This is a genomic window from Phycisphaerales bacterium (assembly GCA_016716475.1).
In the GTDB taxonomy this organism is placed as follows: domain Bacteria; phylum Planctomycetota; class Phycisphaerae; order UBA1845; family Fen-1342; genus JADJWG01.
This window is the reverse complement of sequence record JADJWG010000004.1, coordinates 602,335-619,280: the sequence shown is the minus strand read 5'-3', so window position 1 is coordinate 619,280 and position 16,946 is coordinate 602,335. Positions and strand designations below refer to the sequence as shown.

The 16,946-nt window shown below is 66.0% G+C and carries 14 protein-coding genes; 1 reads left to right on the top strand and 13 read right to left on the bottom strand.

Features of this window, described 5'->3' with window-relative positions; genetic code table 11:
- Positions 1-33 precede the first annotated feature (33 nt).
- The 12 genes from IPM18_16575 to IPM18_16520 form a co-directional block, all read right to left on the bottom strand.
- Positions 34-591, bottom strand: a complete 558-nt coding sequence (locus tag IPM18_16575) for a hypothetical protein (protein ID MBK9121198.1) — start codon at positions 589-591, stop codon at positions 34-36.
- Positions 591-1,187, bottom strand: coding sequence for a hypothetical protein (locus IPM18_16570; GenBank protein MBK9121197.1), 597 nt, complete (start codon positions 1,185-1,187; stop codon positions 591-593). Before IPM18_16570 ends, IPM18_16575 begins: the two co-directional genes overlap by 1 nt.
- Complete coding sequence (locus IPM18_16565; protein ID MBK9121196.1) at positions 1,184-1,819, bottom strand: PilN domain-containing protein; 636 nt, start codon at positions 1,817-1,819, stop codon at positions 1,184-1,186. The genes IPM18_16570 and IPM18_16565 overlap by 4 nt, the downstream gene beginning before the upstream one ends.
- The gene (locus IPM18_16560; GenBank protein ID MBK9121195.1) at positions 1,816-2,907 is read right to left on the bottom strand and encodes a hypothetical protein; all 1,092 of its coding nucleotides are present in this window, start codon (positions 2,905-2,907) and stop codon (positions 1,816-1,818) included. The genes IPM18_16565 and IPM18_16560 overlap by 4 nt, the downstream gene beginning before the upstream one ends.
- A gap of 11 nt (positions 2,908-2,918) precedes the next feature.
- Positions 2,919-4,136 carry a type II secretion system F family protein gene (locus IPM18_16555; GenBank protein MBK9121194.1) on the bottom strand — a complete coding sequence of 406 codons (1,218 nt, stop codon included), beginning with the start codon at positions 4,134-4,136 and terminating at the stop codon, positions 2,919-2,921.
- A gap of 7 nt (positions 4,137-4,143) precedes the next feature.
- Positions 4,144-5,904: a Flp pilus assembly complex ATPase component TadA gene (tadA, locus tag IPM18_16550; GenBank protein ID MBK9121193.1), complete on the bottom strand. Its 1,761-nt coding sequence runs from the start codon at positions 5,902-5,904 to the stop codon at positions 4,144-4,146.
- Positions 5,901-6,236 (bottom strand): STAS domain-containing protein, encoded by a 336-nt coding sequence (locus IPM18_16545; GenBank protein ID MBK9121192.1) that lies wholly within the window; start codon positions 6,234-6,236, stop codon positions 5,901-5,903. The genes tadA and IPM18_16545 overlap by 4 nt, the downstream gene beginning before the upstream one ends.
- Positions 6,233-7,477: a GGDEF domain-containing protein gene (locus IPM18_16540; GenBank protein ID MBK9121191.1), complete on the bottom strand. Its 1,245-nt coding sequence runs from the start codon at positions 7,475-7,477 to the stop codon at positions 6,233-6,235. The genes IPM18_16545 and IPM18_16540 overlap by 4 nt, the downstream gene beginning before the upstream one ends.
- Positions 7,464-8,990 (bottom strand): HD-GYP domain-containing protein, encoded by a 1,527-nt coding sequence (locus IPM18_16535; GenBank protein MBK9121190.1) that lies wholly within the window; start codon positions 8,988-8,990, stop codon positions 7,464-7,466. The genes IPM18_16540 and IPM18_16535 overlap by 14 nt, the downstream gene beginning before the upstream one ends.
- Positions 8,991-9,019: 29 nt before the next feature.
- Positions 9,020-9,406, bottom strand: coding sequence for a response regulator (locus IPM18_16530; GenBank protein MBK9121189.1), 387 nt, complete (start codon positions 9,404-9,406; stop codon positions 9,020-9,022).
- The gene (locus IPM18_16525; protein MBK9121188.1) at positions 9,403-11,241 is read right to left on the bottom strand and encodes a hypothetical protein; all 1,839 of its coding nucleotides are present in this window, start codon (positions 11,239-11,241) and stop codon (positions 9,403-9,405) included. The genes IPM18_16530 and IPM18_16525 overlap by 4 nt, the downstream gene beginning before the upstream one ends.
- A 304-nt stretch (positions 11,242-11,545) precedes the next feature.
- Entirely contained in the window at positions 11,546-12,286 is a 741-nt protein-coding gene (locus tag IPM18_16520; GenBank protein ID MBK9121187.1) for an endonuclease/exonuclease/phosphatase family protein, read from the bottom strand.
- A gap of 209 nt (positions 12,287-12,495) precedes the next feature.
- Between IPM18_16520 and IPM18_16515 the strand changes: the two genes are divergently transcribed.
- The gene (locus IPM18_16515) at positions 12,496-15,351 is read left to right on the top strand and encodes a pyruvate, phosphate dikinase (GenBank protein MBK9121186.1); all 2,856 of its coding nucleotides are present in this window, start codon (positions 12,496-12,498) and stop codon (positions 15,349-15,351) included.
- Between the two features lie 134 nt (positions 15,352-15,485).
- Here IPM18_16515 and pyk read toward each other — a convergent pair whose 3' ends face one another.
- Entirely contained in the window at positions 15,486-16,946 is a 1,461-nt protein-coding gene (pyk, locus tag IPM18_16510; protein MBK9121185.1) for a pyruvate kinase, read from the bottom strand.

Genomic DNA, 16,946 nt, shown 5'->3' with positions numbered 1-16,946 from the left:
CTCGATTCCGTCGGCTACCCAATACTGCGGCCCCTAGCGTGCTCTCTCGGCAGCAGCGCCAGATGTTCCCGGACCCGGTACAAGCCGGAGTTCGACTCGCTCGTGCCCTGCCAACGCTTCAAACACCGCCGCATCCCGCCGAAGTTCCACCAACCGGTAGCCCGCGACGTCCGAGTTCAACGTCAGCACATCGTCATTGAGAATGGCCTGCGGCACACGCCCAAGCAGCACGGCACGCAGCCGATAACGTTCCGCGAACGGCCGCTCGGCGGTCTGTGGCAGGGGCGTCTCAGCCGCAAGCGTCTCCTCAACGAGTGGGACTTGCAGCGCCGCCAAGGCGTCTCCGGGCGCGAACAGATCGCGGCGGGCATGCGCCAACCGCGGCGCAATCGACTCGTAGTCCCCACCGCGCAGGACCGCCAGTGTCTCCGTGAGATCCTGCCAGCGCGAGGGCGTTGACACGGCCGCCGGCGCGGCAGCCCCGGCCGCAGCACGCTGTGGGCGGCCGACACCGCTTGCATCCAGGCCCCACGCCAAGCCCACCAGCACAAGGGCACCGCCGAGAATCCGTTGTCGCAGTCCGCCGAACATCACCGGCTCCCTTCGACCTCCGGGCGCAAGGCCACGGCGTCATCACCCGGCAGGAAGTAGAAGCGCAACGTCCATTGCAGCTCACAGAGCGCCTCGGCGGAAGCCGGCTGACGTTGCACGCGGCACGCACGGAGGGCATGGTGCGGGTTGCGCCGCGCGAATGCGTCCAGAAAACATACGAAGTTCACACTGGAACCGCGTGCCCCAACGTGTACATCGGCGACCAGATAGGCCCCTTCACGCTGGGACGGCTGCGGGGTCACACTCAGCAAGTCGAGCTCGGCACCGCGCACCTCAGCAGCGATTTCTTCGAGGATCGCCGAGAAGCGTTCGAACCGGGGAACCGCCGCAACGCTTTCGGTCAGAGTGGACTGGAGCGCCCCGACACCACGCTGGTAGTCGTCCAACGCCGCGAGGTCGGCGTAGAGTCCACTCTTCGCCGCGGCATGGGCCGCCTGCGAACCGCGGTGCTCCTGCCACACTCGTGGCCCCGGACCAGTCACCAGCCAGGCCCCCACCGCGACCAAAAGCAGCACGGCCGCGGCTCCCAGGGCATCGGTGTCGTATACCAACCACGGTCGCCGACAGAGGATCATGGTGAACCCTCCCGGGGCTGACAGAGCAGGTCAAAAGCCACCGCCGCCCCGGACCCGAAGGGCTCGCGCTCCGCACGGATCAGTTCGACGACGCGCCAGTCGGGCAACTCTCGCAGGGCTTGCAGAAACTGCAACAGCGCCGGGTGATCCACGGCAAAGCCCCGCAACTCCACACGAGCGCCGCCCGCACGGGTCTCGTTCGCCGGCACCGCCCCGGTGCCCGCCGGCCGCACGGTGCGCCGGCCCCGACTCTCGGGGGCCTCATCCTCGCTCGCCAGCGAAAGAGTTGTCAGGAAGACGCCCTCGGGCATGATTTCGTGCAGCCGCACCAGGCGCCCCGGCCAGGGTTGCAACTGCCGGGCCCGGAGCGCGCGCTCGAGCTGCTCCAGCAGCGCATCGCGTTGCGTAAGCAGTGCCACCAGGCGCCGCTCGACGTCGCCGCGCTGCCCCTGGACGAATTCGAGCTCACGTGTGGAAGTCTGGACGCTGCGGTACATCGCCAGATGGCCCAAGCCGATCAGCAGGTTGATGCTCGCCAGCAGCCCGGCGGCCACGAGCCAACGCATGCGTCGCCGTACCCGTGCCCGGGCATGCAGGCGGACTTCCGGCACGAGGTTGATCGAGCAGGTCATCCGCGGGTCTCCAGGTCGAGCAGGGCTCCACCGTAAGCCGCCGCGGTCCGCGCGTTCAGGCCCGCCGGCGCGCCGCAGGCCTCGGCGTAGCACAGTACCTCGATGCCCAGCTCGTGGCGGAGCAGTTCATCCAACCCCAGCAGGTTGGCACCACCCCCGGCCAGCAGCAACCGTGGCGTACCCACGTCCGCATAGCTCTGCATCACGTAGCTCAGGCAGCGCCCGATTTCCTGCGTCAGTGCCAGCAACGGTGGGCGCAGTACGCTACTCAGCACCCCGCCGATATCGCTCGCCCAGATCGCTCCGCGACCGGTCGCCGCGCTGCGGGTACTACGATCGGCCGCTCGAATTCCATGTTCGCGCATCAGGCGCTCGGCCACGTTGCGGCCAACCTGGCAGACTTCAACCACCTGTCGCGTCCACTGGTCCGCATTCCCCCCCAGGCAACGCACGTACACCGGAACCGTGCCCACCACCACCGTGAGCGTGGTGTGTCGCAAGCCCAGGTCGAGCACCGCCCACAGGTCTTGCGGCCCCGGCTGCAAGCCCGCGAGGGCCGCCCGCACCAGCGCTCCCGGAACCGTCTCGATCCGGCACAGTTCGAGTTCCTCGGCCGCCAGTGCATCACACCATTGGAGCGCCAGCTCCGCCGACAACGACACCGCCAGAACGTTGGCATGTTGCCCACGTGCGGGCGGCAGGCGCCAAAAGCGCACTTCGAGCTGCTCGGCCGCCATGCGGCTGTCCTGGGCGACCTCCCAGCGCAGCGCCTGGATAATGCGTTCATCCGGCTGTTGCAGTGCGGCCTCTGGCAGGTGCAGCGGGTGATAACGCACGTCGGGTGGTGAGACGACCAACGCTACTGCGCGGCCGGCAAAACGCGCCTGCTCGACGAACAGCCCGAGCTGCGCGGCATCGAGTCGCGCGCCGCGGGGAGTCGCATTGTCGTCCGGCGCCGGCAACTCCACCTCGAAGGCGTCTGCCAGTCGCGGACGCGCCACACTGCCCCTCAATTGGCAGGCCCGCGCGCCGGCGGCACCTACGTCGAACACGATGGCCGAGCGGGTCGTACGGGTCAGCGTCAACACGAGCAAAGCTCCTACCCGGCCGTCGCCAGGTCGAACAAGGGCAGGAACAGCGACATCGCAACAAATCCGACCACCACGCCCATCAGTGCGAGCAGTAACGGCTCTGCGAGGCGGGTCAGACCCTGCAGGAGCGTCGCATTGTCCTCGTCGACCCAGCCGGAAACGAAGTCTATTGCCTCCGAAAGCCGGCCATTCTCCTCCCCCGTACGGATGGCCGACACCACGATCGGATCCGCGAGCTGCGCATCATGCAGCGCCTGCCCGACCCGACCCCCGGACGACACGGATTCCTTGACATCCTCCAGCATCCGGAGGAAGCGCGCATTTCGGACCGCCTCGCGAGACTGGTCGATGGTCTCGAGCAGGGGTACGTGCGAGCGCAGCATCGCCGCCCAGACGCGCAGCACCTTCGCGAGCGTGAGGCGCGCCAACACACGACCCACCAGCGGCAATCGCAGGAGCAGCCCGTCCAGCGCCGTTCGTGTCCGCGGCAGATGCAGTGCAAGCACCACGCCGAACCCCAGCAGCACCACGGCGGTCGCAACCGCTGGCCACCACGTTGCCAGCCAGCGTGAGAGATCAAACAGCAACAGCGTCGTGGGCGGCAAAGGGGAGTTCAGACTCAGGAACAGCGTGCGAAACCGCGGCACGACGAAGAAGAGTAGGACGAGCATCACCGCCGTCAGCATCACGCACAGCACTGCCGGATACAGGAGGGCACCAGTCAGCATGCGCCGGGCCTGCTGTTGCTGCTGCGCGAGCGCTGCCAGCCGCCCGAAGACCTTCGGCAGCGTCGCCGTGGCCTCGCCCGCCGCAACCATGCTAAGGAACACGGGGTCAAAATGGCGACGCTCGTCCGCCAACGCCGCACTCAGACTTTCACCTTCCTCGACCCGGATGCGCACCCGGTGCAGGATCGCGCGCATGAGCGGTTTGGTGGTCTGGCTCTCCGCGGCCACAAGGGCTGGCACAAGCGGGCAGCCGGCTTCCAGCAGCATTTGCAGTTGCCGCGTCAGCAGCACGGTGTCGCGCAACGTGATGCCCTGGCTCCAACGGTTCAACCAGGCCGCGGTCGCGGCCTTCGCAGCCACGACCTGCTCATCGAGGCGCAGCACGATCAGCCCGCGCTCGCGCAGCGCCGCGACCGCCTCGGTGCGGCCGCCGGCTTCAAGCCGGTCCACCACCGTGCGCCCATCGGACTGCATGGCTTCAAAGACGAACTGCATCACGAACCTCTCAGGGCGTCAACGCGGCCGTCGCCCGCAGGCGCTGCTCGGCGCGCGTCCGGCTCTCGGTCTCCGCGTGGGTCACGCGCAGCACTTCCTCCAGGGTCGAACGTTCCTCCTCGACCAGCAGCAGCCCCTCTTCCCGCAGCGGACGCCAGCCACAGCGGCGCGCCACGCTCCGAATCTGCTCCTCGTCCTCCGCGCGGTGCAGCACGTTCCGCAATTCTTCCGTCACTTCGAGAATCTCGTAGATGCCGGCTCGACCCCGAAAGCCGCTATCGTGACACTGCTTGCAGCCCTCGCCCTTGAAGAACACGCGGTTCGTGTCACCCAGCCAGCCCGCATCTTCCAGCGCGGTTTCCGGTGGGTAGTACGACGTGCGACAGTGCGGACAGATCGTCCGCGCCAGGCGCTGCGCCACCACCCCATTGAACGCCGACGCCAGCAGGTAGCGCTCGACCCCCATGTCCGCGAGCCGCACAAACGCCCCCGGTGCGTTGTTCGTATGTAGCGTGGAAAGCACCAGGTGTCCGGTGAGGGCGGCCTGCACCGCGACGCGGGCTGTCTCCGCGTCACGAATTTCGCCCACCATGATCACGTCCGGATCCTGGCGCAGAATCGAGCGCAGGGCCCGCGCAAACGTCATTCCGATGTGCTCATTCGCCTGGATCTGGTTGATCCCATCAAGTTGGTACTCGACCGGGTCTTCGATCGTCACAATGTTTCGCTCGGGCGCCGCCAGCAGATCCAGCACGGAATAGAGCGTGGTCGTCTTGCCGCTGCCCGTCGGCCCGGTCACGAGCACGATGCCGTGCGGCTTCGAGAAAATCCGTCGGAACACATCCAGCCGGTCCGGCCGCACGCCCAGTTTCTCCAGCGACACATTGAGCTTGCTCTTATCGAGAATGCGCAGGACGATCTTTTCGCCCAGCAGTGTCGGGATGGACGACACGCGCAGGTCGATCTCGCGGCCCTCGGCCACGACGTGCACCCGACCTTCCTGCGGCAGGCGGCGTTCGGCAATGTCCATCTTACCGATCACCTTCACACGCGACACGATCGCCGCATGCATGCCCTGCGGCGGCGACATCAGTTCACGCAGGTTGCCGTCGATCCGGTAGCGAATCCGCGTCATGTGCTTGAGCGGCTCGATATGGATGTCGCTGGCCCCATCACGCACAGCCGTCATAATCGCCAGATTCACCAGGTTGACGATCGGACTGCCGTCAACCATCTGGCCGATTTCGTGGGCATAGTCGTCGTCGACACTTTCCCGCTCAACGACCTTGACTTCGCTCTCTGTCAGGTTGACCAGGAACGAGTCGATGTCCACCTGCTCGCCGAGGTACTTCTCCTGGTACTCCCGGATGTTGTGTTCCAGCGCCAGCACCGGGTTGATACGACAGCCGGTCAGCGCTCCCAGCCGGTCGATCGTCGGCAGCGACTGCGGCTCAGCCATCGCGACCGTCAGGGTTTCATGGACCTTGAAGAGCGGCAGCGCTTTCAGCCGTGCGGCCTCCTCCCGGTCCAGCAGCCGGGCTACCAAGGGATCGATCAACCCATGCCGCAACTGGCAACCCTTCACCCCGAGCTGCCGTGCCAGCGCACTCAGCATGGCCTGGGGCGAGAGCACCCCCAGTTCGATCAACTGCTCGCCCAGCCGCTTGTTGTCCTTGTGCTGTGCCTCCAGGGCACGACGCAGGTCGGCCTCCGTCACGAGGCCCTCGTCCAACAGCAACTGCCCCAGCTTGTTGATCCGCTTCAACGTCATCGCTGGCAACTCCGCAGGGCGTTCTCAACGGTGTCGAACACCTCCAGCCGATTCAGAACATCTGTCAGATCAAGGGCCTCACGGCAGGATTCGCTGAGCGCGGCGAGCTTCGGGCGTAGCGGGGCGGCGTGGTTCGCGTGTCCCAGATCGAGCAGCAGCTCGATGCCGCTGCTGTCCAGGAAAGGCACGTCGGCCATATCGATTACCATACGCCGGGCCTGACAGCCATGTGTCTCGACGGCACGCCGCAGGTCAAGAGTCTCATCACCCGTCAGGGCACCATGCGGCACCAGCACCGCCACACTGCCATGCGGTTCCACCTGCACCTTCATGGCCTGCTCCCCTCCATGCGCACCTCGCCGACGGCCGCATGGTGGGTCCGCGCCCACTCGACACTCGTGAAGGCCTCGGCCAGGAGCGTGTCGAGGTCCGGCTGCCCCAAGCCACTGCCGGCGATCCCCAGCCGCACCTGTACTTGTGCGCCGGCTTCCTTCACCGACGCCGCCGCGGCCGTGACGGCACCAAGCAGTTTCTCACCGATCAGCTTGCCCAGGGCCGTGTCGAGCCGCCGCAGGAGTGCCACGAAGCGGTCATCCGCGAAGCGTCCCACCAGATCGTCACTTCGCACACGGCTCCCCAGGGCCTGTCCGGTACGTTCCAGCACGACATCACGCGCCCGCCAGCATTGGCCATCGTCGAGCCGCCGCAGGCCCTCCAGCGCCAGCACCACTACGACCACCGGTTCGTGGTTCGCATACGACTCCGCCAGGGCAGGTGCTGCCAGCTCGAAGAAATTCGTCCGCGTCAGCACCCCCGTCATGCGGTCTGTGCGCTCCGCGCGCTCCAGACGCTCTCTACACACCACCTGTTCCCACGCCAGCGACAGCACCGCCCCAAGCCCACGGCGCAGTTCCGCCTCCGCCAGCAACGCGCGACTCGCGGTCCCGATCGCAACCAGCCCCACCGTCAAGCCGTCCACCCTGACGGGCCACACCCACGCCCACGGCTCCGGTTCGCCCAAAGCCAGCCGCTCGAGCGCCGGACCCAGATCGCGGGCCCCGGCCACGAACTCACGCCCGGTGCTCGCGACGTGACCCAACAGACCCTCTGCGATGGGCACGCCCTCGGGATTCGCCAGGCGCCCGGCCTGCGTGATCGGGTGCAGTCTGCCCGCGCCGGGATCGATCCGGAAGCACCGGACCCGCACCGCCTCACAGTGCGCTCCCAACGCCTCGCGCACGATCTGGTCGAATGCCGCCCACACATCGCCCGCGGGACGCTCTTCGGTCAGCCAGTGTGCCAGCGCACTACAGACCGCATTCACTCCCCGAGCCGGTTCCGGTCCGGTTGCGGGGATGAGTGCGGGTGCTTCAGTCTGCAACGCCGCCGGCCGCACGGACGGAAGCGGCTCACTCACGGCGCCATTCTGCCAGCGCTGCAACCGCAGCACACTGACAGTTGCCACGAGTACGGCGCAGATCAGCAGAGCCGCCCACAGGAGCGGATGCACGCTCCCTGCGGTCGCCAGCACCGGGCTCGTTGCCATGATCCCCACGGGGTCAAGCATGGTCATGCTGGTACTCCGGGCTGCAGGGGAATCGAGCGGCGTAATCCGCGGGATTGGTGCGGATATAGCGCTGGAACGCGGTCACGAAGGCCTCCGCGACGCGTGCGTCGATTCGTATTCCGTAGTCGGCCCGCATGATCTCGAGGGCCTTCTCGAAAGAGAACGCACGGCGGTACGAGCGCGTCGAGGTCAGTGCGTCGAACGTGTCCACGACATGGATGATGCGTGCAATCATGGGGATCGCGTCGCCCCGCAGACCGCACGGGTAGCCGCTGCCGTCGGGGTATTCGTGGTGGTAGAGCACCCCCTCGAGCACGGCCTCGAAGCTCTCGATGGGCTTCAAAATCTCGTAGCCCATGCCCGGATGCAGCTTGATCGCCTCGAATTCCTCCGGTGTCAGCTTCCCCGGTTTGCAGAGCACTTCCTCCGGTACGCCGATCTTGCCTACGTCGTGCAGCAGGCCCGCCCACTCCGCGTTCTGCTGCTCCGCAGGCGAAAGTCCCAACTCGCACGCCGTCAGTCGCGCCAGGAATCCCAGCCGCTCCGAGTGCCCACTCGTGTAGCGGTCCTTCTTGTCGATCGCCGCGACCATCGCCCGCACGACCTCGAGCGACATCCTGCGCAACCGCGCATGCAGTTCCGTGTTGCTTACGATCTGCCCGCCGAAGCTCAGGACCGACTCGAAGAGCATCATCTCGCCGGCGTTGAATGGCGCCGCGTTCGATGCGCGAAACGCACAGACCGCCTCGACGCGCTCGTCGCTGCGCACCAGCGGCCCCACAATCACATGCCAGCGCGGAAACTCACGGACCTCCACCCGCCGTTGCGCCCGCACCTGGGCCGTCCACGCCAGCAACTCTGCAACCGGGAGCGACTTCGGCGGCGTGGCGGCCGTACCGGCCGAGCCGCGCCAGGTCCCGTCGGAGCACTCGATGCAGACGTGCTCCGCATGCAACAGCTCCGTGATGCGCTGGGTGAGCAGCCGCTCCAGCGCGGGCACTTCCGTCACATGCGCAATCTGCTGCGTAAAGTCGAAGATCAGGTTGAGCTGCTCGTAGTTCTGCAAAACCTCGTTCGCGAAGCCCGCATTCTCCGCGGCCAGTTGCCCGATCCGCTGCACCAACCGCTCAGCGGCGCTCGCGTGCGCCTCGAGGTCCGGCGCTGTCAACGTCGGGGACTCGACCGGCCGCCCTTCGACCGTCAACAGCACGGCTGGCCGGTCACCCAGCAGCGTGGGCTGCGCCGCGATGCGATAACCCTTCTGGCAGCAGCCGCCCAGCAACAGCGCCGTGTCGGGCGCCCCCTGTGCTGCGGAGCGCAGGTAAGCACAGCCGCGCTCGAGCGCGGCCTCCGGACCCGGCCCCAGGCACGCACGCCGACAATGTGCCGGCGGTTGCGGCGCGTGCGCCGCGCAGCCCACCAGGCCCACCGAAACCGTCGCTTCCGGCACCGGGGCCGACAGACCCGTCAGGAGGTCCTGCAAGAGCTGCGTATCCAATCCGGTTTGCACGCTTTCCATCACACCACTCGCGCCCCCGCACATCGTCTTCAGGCCGGCGCCGCCGTCTGCGCCTCACCCGCCAGCAGCTTCGTCACCAGTTCCGCCAGCCGCGCCGGGCTGAATGGCTTGGGCATCACTTGAACACCCCAGTTCGCCAGGCGATCCCGAATTTCTCCGTGGTCCCAGCGGTTCGTCAGCACAACCACGCCCTGCCGGACACGCTTGTCGCGCAGAGCGGCCTCGACCAACTGGAGGCCGTCCAGCCCCGGCATGTTCACGTCCGAGATCAGGATGTCGACCTCGTTCGCGCGCAGCAGTTCGAGCGCCTGCATACCGTTGCGCGCCTCAACCACCGCATGCCCCTGGCGACACAACCACATGCTCATCAGTCGCAGGATGTGCGGATCGTCTTCGGCTACCAGGATCTTGCTCATCGCACGGCCACCTCTTTCTGTTCGCGCGGCAATGGCAGCTCGAACGTGAATTTCGATCCGGCCCCCAGCACGCTCTCCAACCGGATGTCACCGCCGTGCAGGCGCGCCACCTCGCGCGCCAGGGCCAGCCCCAACCCCGTCCCGCTGATCGCCTGCACGTCATCGCTTGTCACGCGGTAGAACTTGTCGAAAACATGCGCCTGGTCAGTCGGTGCAATCCCGATCCCGTTATCCGCGACACTCAGCGCGAGGTGCCGCTCGTCGAGGTCGACGGTGACCTGCACCTGGCCGCCCGCCGGCGTGTACTTGATCGCGTTTCCGATCAGGTTGTTGAGCAGTACGCTGAGCCGCTGCTTGTCCCCGCGCACCTTCGGCAGCTTCGGCGGCAGCGCCAGCGTCAGGTCGATCCGCTTCTCGTCGGCCGCTCCCAGGTTGTCCTGCACCATCTGCCGGACCAGCCGCGCCAGGTCCACCTCGCCCACGTCCAGCCGCGCGGTACCCACCTCGAGCTGTGAGATGCTGAGGATGTTCTCCACCAGCCGCGATAGCCGCTCCGTTTCGCTGATGATGACGTTGTAGCACTCCTTGCGCGTCTGCTCGTCATCGAAGTCCGGCTGCGTGAGCGTCTCCGTGTAGGCATGGATGTTCGTCAAGGGTGTCCGCAGCTCGTGCGTAACGTGGTACAGGAAATTGTCCCGGGCCCGCTCACCCTCGCGCAACTGGCTGATATCCTCGATCGTGACCAATGCCTCGCTCCCGGCCACCTGCGGCCCCAGCGGCAGGATGCGGAAACGCAGCGTCGTCTCGGATTCGCCGGACCTGGCCGTGTGGTCCAGCACCACGCCGCTGCGCGGCCCATGTGCCACCGTGGCCACCGCCTGTACGATCGCGAGGTTGTCGATCACCTTCCGCGCTGGTGACCCGACCAGTTCATCGATCGGGCGGCCCAGCAATGCGCCCGCGGTCGCGTTCGCGAACTTGACCTCGCCCAGATCTCCCACACACAGCACACCGAACGGCAGCCGCTCGACAACCTGCCGGAAGATTGCACTCTCAAACCGCGCCGCCACATCACCGTGCGGACCGCTCGCAGTCGCCTGTTGGACCTGTTGCTGCAAAGCCAGGTGCTCCGCAATCAACGCATTCCAGCCGCGCGCCACCGGCCCCAGCGCATCGCTCAAAAGCAACGTCGTGAGACCCCGCTCCACTCCATCCGCCCGCCGTTGCAGGGTCCGCTCGATCGCCCCGATCGGCCGCAAATGCCGTCGCAGCAGCGAATAGACCAGCAGGAAGGCCAACAGTGCTGCGGTCGCAGTCCCGCTCCATGTCCACCAGAGGTGATTCTGCCACCCCAAGGGATTGCCAGCGGCGAAAACAACCTGCACTTTGCCCGCCAGCGCGCCACGCGCGTCGCGCACCGGCGCCTCTGCGGTTACGTTGTGCTGCGCACCAGCCGCTCCCGGCAGCGCTCCGACTACCGGCAGGCCCGGTGGGTAGGTTGCCCGGACACTGCCGCTGCCATCCATCCACCGCACTGCCCGCAGCCCCGGCAAGCGGTTCAGATTCTGCCAAAGAACCGCTTGGGTACCTTCGTTCTCACATCCCGCCAGCGCTAAAGCCAAGCTCTGGGCTGCGGTTTGTGCGTGGGCCTGCTCCTGGATAGCCACGCGCTGTTGCCACCCGTAGTCCGTCAGCACATAGGCGGCTGCGAAGCTACCCAGAATGGTGGCCACAAAGCACAGCCCAAGGGCCTCGGGCAGTACGCCACTCCAAAGTGCCCGAACAGCCCGCAGCGCGCGGGCCGAGATTTCCGTTGATGTCCGTGCTGCGGCCATGCGACGGTCCGTTCCGAGGAAACACTTGTCCCGGGGGTGAGCATCGGTGGTCCGAGTAGCCCCCTTGAACAGCCCTGGTCCATGGGGTCTGCGCCCATGTCCCCGTACCCCCCGCCACCCGTGGGTGCCCCATAAGGCCGGCATCCAGGCAGCAGAACCCCACCCCGGTTACGAGCAGCCAAACACACCGCGGAAATGCGGTTCCGGTGACAGGTGCGAACCTGTCAAAGCGGTAGTCCGGATAACCGCCGTCCAGACATCGGCGGCTCAGTGCGCAACCAGTTCGCCCGCAGATTCCCCGGCACTACTCCAACTCGAAATCCACGAACAACGGCAGGTGATCGCTCGCCAAGCGCGCCAGGCGCAGTCTGCTCCGCGCCGCCCACACGGGCCGAAGCGCTCCGCGGTAAAAGACCTTGTCCAACCCCGCTGCCGGAGCCGTGCTCGGAAATGTCCGGATAGCGCGCACATGACCGCCGGTGCGGTTGGTCGCGCAGGCGAACCCGGCCGCTCGAAACTGTCTCATCAGGAGCCCGCGCCAGTCATTCATATCGCCGGCGACAATGCAGGGTTGCCGGGGCTCTAGTCCCATAATATCTTTTGTTTCCAACAAACGATGAATCTGTACCCGTCTCAGCCGCGCCAACAGACTCAAGTGGACGTTGAACACCTCCACCGTGAGCTCGCCGCTCGGGTGCGGAATGTGCAGACAGGTGTGCTGGGCACCGCGGCTTTTGAAGCGCCCCACCGTCAAGTTGATGTTCCGCTGCCGGCCGATCGGGAACCGTGACAGCGTTGCGTTCCCATACCAACCCTTCTTCAGGGTCACATTCAGCCCGATAGCGTGGTGATCGTATGCAACGGCGCGGGCCAGATGGGTCGCGAGGTCCATCATGCGTGAGCGTGGGGCTTCGTGATCAACCTCCTGCAGCAAGGCCACGTCGGGACTGTAGCGACGCAGCAGGGCCACGATCCGCTCAGGGGCGAAGCGCCCATCGGTGCCGATAGCCTTGTGGATGTTGTAGGTCAGCACCCGTAGCCGCATTTGAAGTATTGTACTCGCCCGCCCCTCCGGGTGACGGACGGGAAGTTGCCGTCCTAACCGCTCATCGCCACATTTCGGACCCCGACCACTGGAAGCGGCCCCGCATTCGCCTATCATGCCCCCTTCTGCGGGGCCGCCACCGCGTGGTCTGGCGGACCGCAGCCGCGGTTGTGCTTGGAAGTGGGGTTTGCTGAGCGAAGGACAGACGTATGGCAAAGAACGCGAAACTGGTCTACTTCTTCGGTGCCGGGAAAGCAGAAGGGCATGGCGTTGATCGCCGTATCCTGGGCGGCAAGGGCGCCGGCCTGGCGGAAATGACGGCCATCGGCTTGCCGGTCCCGGCCGGCTTTACGATTGCAGTCGATGCGTGCGCTTACTACGACGCGCACGGCAAGCAGTGGCCGCCGGGACTCGAGAAGGAAGTGCGGGCCCAATTGGCCCAGCTCGAGAAAACGTGCAAGAAGAAACTGGGCGACGCTCGGAACCCGCTGCTCGTCTCGGTACGCAGCGGCGCCGCGCGTTCGATGCCGGGCATGATGGAAACCATCCTGAACCTCGGCCTCAATGACCAGAGCGTGAATGGCTTGGCCGAGGCCACGAAGAACGCGCGTTTCGCGTGGGACTCCTACCGCCGCTTCCTCCAGATGTACTCGACCACGGCCGTCGGACTCAGCAAGGACATCCTCGAAGACAAGCTGCACCACCTCAAGGAACGCGCTGGCGTGAAGTTCGACAATGAGCTCACCGTCGAGCAGCTCCAGGAGCTAAGCGCCGATTTCAAGGCATTCTTCCGCGAGCAGACTGGCCGCGATTTTCCGCAGGATCCGTGGGAACAGCTCCGCGGCGCCATCAATGCGGTCTTTCACTCGTGGAATGCCGACAAGGCCGTCACCTACCGTCGTGTCGAGAAAATCACCGACCTCACCGGCACCGGCGTCAACATTCAGCAGATGGTCTTCGGCAACATGGGGGATGACAGCGGTACGGGTGTGTGCTTCACGCGCGACCCGAGTACGGGTGCCAACGAGTTTTACGGCGACCTGCTGATCAACGCCCAGGGCGAGGATGTCGTGGCGGGGATTCGCACGCCAATCAAGCTGTCTGACCTCGGCGACAAGATGCCCGCCGTGTACGACCAGCTTTGCGCGGTCCGGGCGATTCTCGAAATCCACTACGGCGAGATGCAGGACCTCGAGTTCACCTTTGAGCGCGGCAAGCTCTACATGCTGCAGTGCCGTACCGGCAAGCGCGCCCCAGGGGCCGCATTCCGCATCGCAGTCGAGCAGGCCAGCAAGCCACTCATGACTCCGGCCGAAGCGCGCCGGCTGGTGAAGGCCGGCTTCCTGCCGAAGAAGTACGAAGCCGCCGCTTCGAAGCCCGTCATCAGCAAGGACGCCGCCCTGCTGCGCATCATCCAGGAATACGTCGAGCGACTCTTCTACCCCGTCATCAGCCCGACCGTCGGGGCGGCAGAGCTCAAGGCCCAGAAGCTCACCGAAGGCATCAACGCCGTACCCGGCGCGGCCTGCGGCAAGGTCGTGTTTTCCGCAGAAGACGCCGAGACCCTCGCCGGCCAGGGCGAAGACGTCATTCTCGTCCGCAAGGAGACCAGCCCCGAGGATGTCGGTGGCATGCAGGCCGCGAAGGGCATCCTGACGCAGACCGGCGGCAAGACCTCCCACGCCGCCGTCGTCGCGCGCGGCTGGGGGAAGTGCTGCATTGTCGGTTGCGAGGCCCTCAAGATCGATTACACCACGCGCCAGTTGGTCGTACATGGCACCACCATCCGTGAGCACGATTTCATCACGCTCGACGGTTCGGCGGGGGTGGTCTACCAGGGCCGCCTCGAACTCCAGCGGCCGCAACCGCCCGCCGAGTTCTATACCCTGCTCGGCTGGGCCGACCAGCGCCGCACGCTCAAGGTGCGCACCAACGCGGACACCCCGGAAGACTCGGCCAAGGCGATCGAGATGGGCGCCGAGGGGATCGGCCTCTGCCGCACCGAGCACATGTTCTTCGCGACGCGCGAGCGCCAGCTCGCGATCCAGGAAATGATCGTCGCTGAGAGCGAAGACACGCGCCGCAAGGCCCTGGCCAAGCTGCTCCCCTATCAGCGCGACGACTTCGTCGGCATCTTCCAGGCGATGGACGGCCGCCCGGTCACCATCCGCCTCATCGATCCGCCGTTGCACGAGTTCGTGCCCAAGACACGCGAACAGGCCGAGGACCTCGCCCGGGCCACCGGCCTTGACCCCGATGCGATCCTCGCGCGCGCGGAACAGCTCCACGAGTCGAACCCGATGCTCGGCCACCGCGGCTGCCGTCTCTGCATCACCTACCCCGAGATTCTCGAAATGCAGGTGCAGGCGATCATCGAGGCGGCTGTGCAGGTCAAGAAGAGCGGCGGCAAGGTGCAACCGGAAATCATGATCCCGCTCACGATCGACGCGAAGGAACTGCAGATCCTCACCGAGCGCACCCGCGCGGTCGCCGATGGGATCATCCGCAAGAGCGGCGCGAAGGTGGATTACCTCGTTGGCACCATGGTGGAGACGCCACGCGCCGCGCTCACCGCCGGAGCCGTGGCCGAGGTGGCCGAATTCTTCAGCTTTGGCACCAACGACCTGACGCAGATGACGATGGGGCTTTCGCGCGACGACGCCGGCCGCTTCCTGCCGGACTACTGCAACGTCGATCGCACCGGCATCTTCAAGGACGACCCGTTTGTCTCACTCGACCAGGACGGTGTCGGCAAGCTCGTTGCAATGGGCATCACCGACGGCCGCGCCGCTCGTCCGAAGCTCAAGGTCGGCATCTGCGGCGAGCATGGCGGTGATCCGCAGAGCGTGAAGTTCTGTCACCGGGTCGGCATGGACTACGTGTCCTGCTCCCCGTACCGCGTTCCGATCGCCCGCCTTGCGGCCGCACAGGCCGTCATCGAGGAATTGAGCGGAGCCAGGAAGTCCGCCGTGAAGTCAACGGCGAAGAAGCCCGCTCCGAGTGCGAAGAAGGCCAAGCCGGTCGCCAAAAAAGCCGCTGTCAAGAAGGCGGCGAAGCGGCGCTAGGTTGCACGCTGAAGTAGTTCATGGCATCCGCATGCCCGGCCGGTCCTACCGGTCGGGCATGTTCTTTGTGCAACGCTCCACACCCCCCTGCCCGGCGCCGCGCTTCTCGCTGCATACTTCGTGCGGCGTGCTGTTTATTTTCCGCCGCGCCCCTCGCCCACCCGATGCACGACCACCGTATCCGTCGCTCCAGGCACCTGGGGCTGTGTCGAGGTCACGACCACGATCAGGTCACCTGGTGCCGCCAGCCCATGCCGCAGCAGGTGGCCGTCCACTGCTTCCGCCATCTCCGCCGGATGGTCCAACGGATCCACCCGGATCGGGACGACACCAAACAACAGGTTCATCTGCCGCCACACGGCCGGATCCGACGTCAACCCGACAACCGGAATGCGCAGGCGGTGTTTCGCTACGAGCCGCACCGTGGCTCCCGTCGCACTCCACACCGCCACGAGCCGGGCACCAAGATCCCGTGCCGCGGCCACCGCTGCATGTGCGATCGCTGATGTCGGCCGATAGGTCAGGGTCAGCATCTGCTGCGTGACATGGGGTGGCCGCTTTTCCAGGTACTCCTCCGTCGCGGCAGCGATCCGGTTCATCATGTCCACGGCCGCCACCGGATGTCGGCCCACCGCCGTCTCGCCGGAGAGCATGACGGCGTCGGCCCGATCCAGGATCGCGTTGGCCACGTCCGACACTTCCGCCCGCGTCGGGAGCGGGTGATCCACCATGCTTTGCAGCATCTGCGTCGCAACGATCACCGGTACGCCGGCCTGGAGGCAGTCCGCAACGATATCCTTCTGAATCAGGGGCACCCGCCACAAGTCCGATTCCACGCCCAGATCGCCACGCGCCACCAGTACCGCATCTGTATGCGCAATCAGTTCTTCGATGTGCCAGAGCGCCTCGGTTTTCTCAATCTTGATAATGACCTGCAGGTTGCTGTCATGCTCCTTGATGATCCGCTTGAGCTCGTACAGGTCGTCCGGTTGCCGCACAAAGGACAGCGCCACGAAGTCCAGTCCGCGCTCGATGGCCCATTCCAGATCGCGCCGGTCCTTTTCGGTCAGCGCCGGGGTCGACAGCATGGTGTCCGGCAGATTGACGCCCTTCCGGCTGGAAAGCAGTCCGCCGACCTTGCACTCGCAGACCAATTCGTCCGGTGTGCGATTGACTACCAGCAGGCGTACAAGCCCGTCGTCGATAAAGATGCGCTGCCCGACCTGCACTTCGTCCACGAATGCCGGATAGGTGGTCGTCAGGCGGTCGGCACTGCACTCACCCGTGCCTCGCACGATGCGAGTCAGTTGGCCCGGTACGATTGTCACCGGGTCTCCATCGAAGCGACCCAGGCGCACTTTCGGGCCGGCCAAGTCACCGATCACCGCAATCGGCTGGTTGTGCTCCGCCGCCGCCTCACGGATCAGGTCGAGCGATCGGGCATGGCCATCGAGGTCGCCGTGGCTGAAGTTCAGCCGGCACAGATCCAGCCCGTTCGCCACCATCGCCCCCAGCGTCTCGCGTGTCGCGGACGCCGGTCCGATCGTCGCGATGATCTTCGTTTTCATGGCCAGCTTGTCGTGGTGATCCAACAT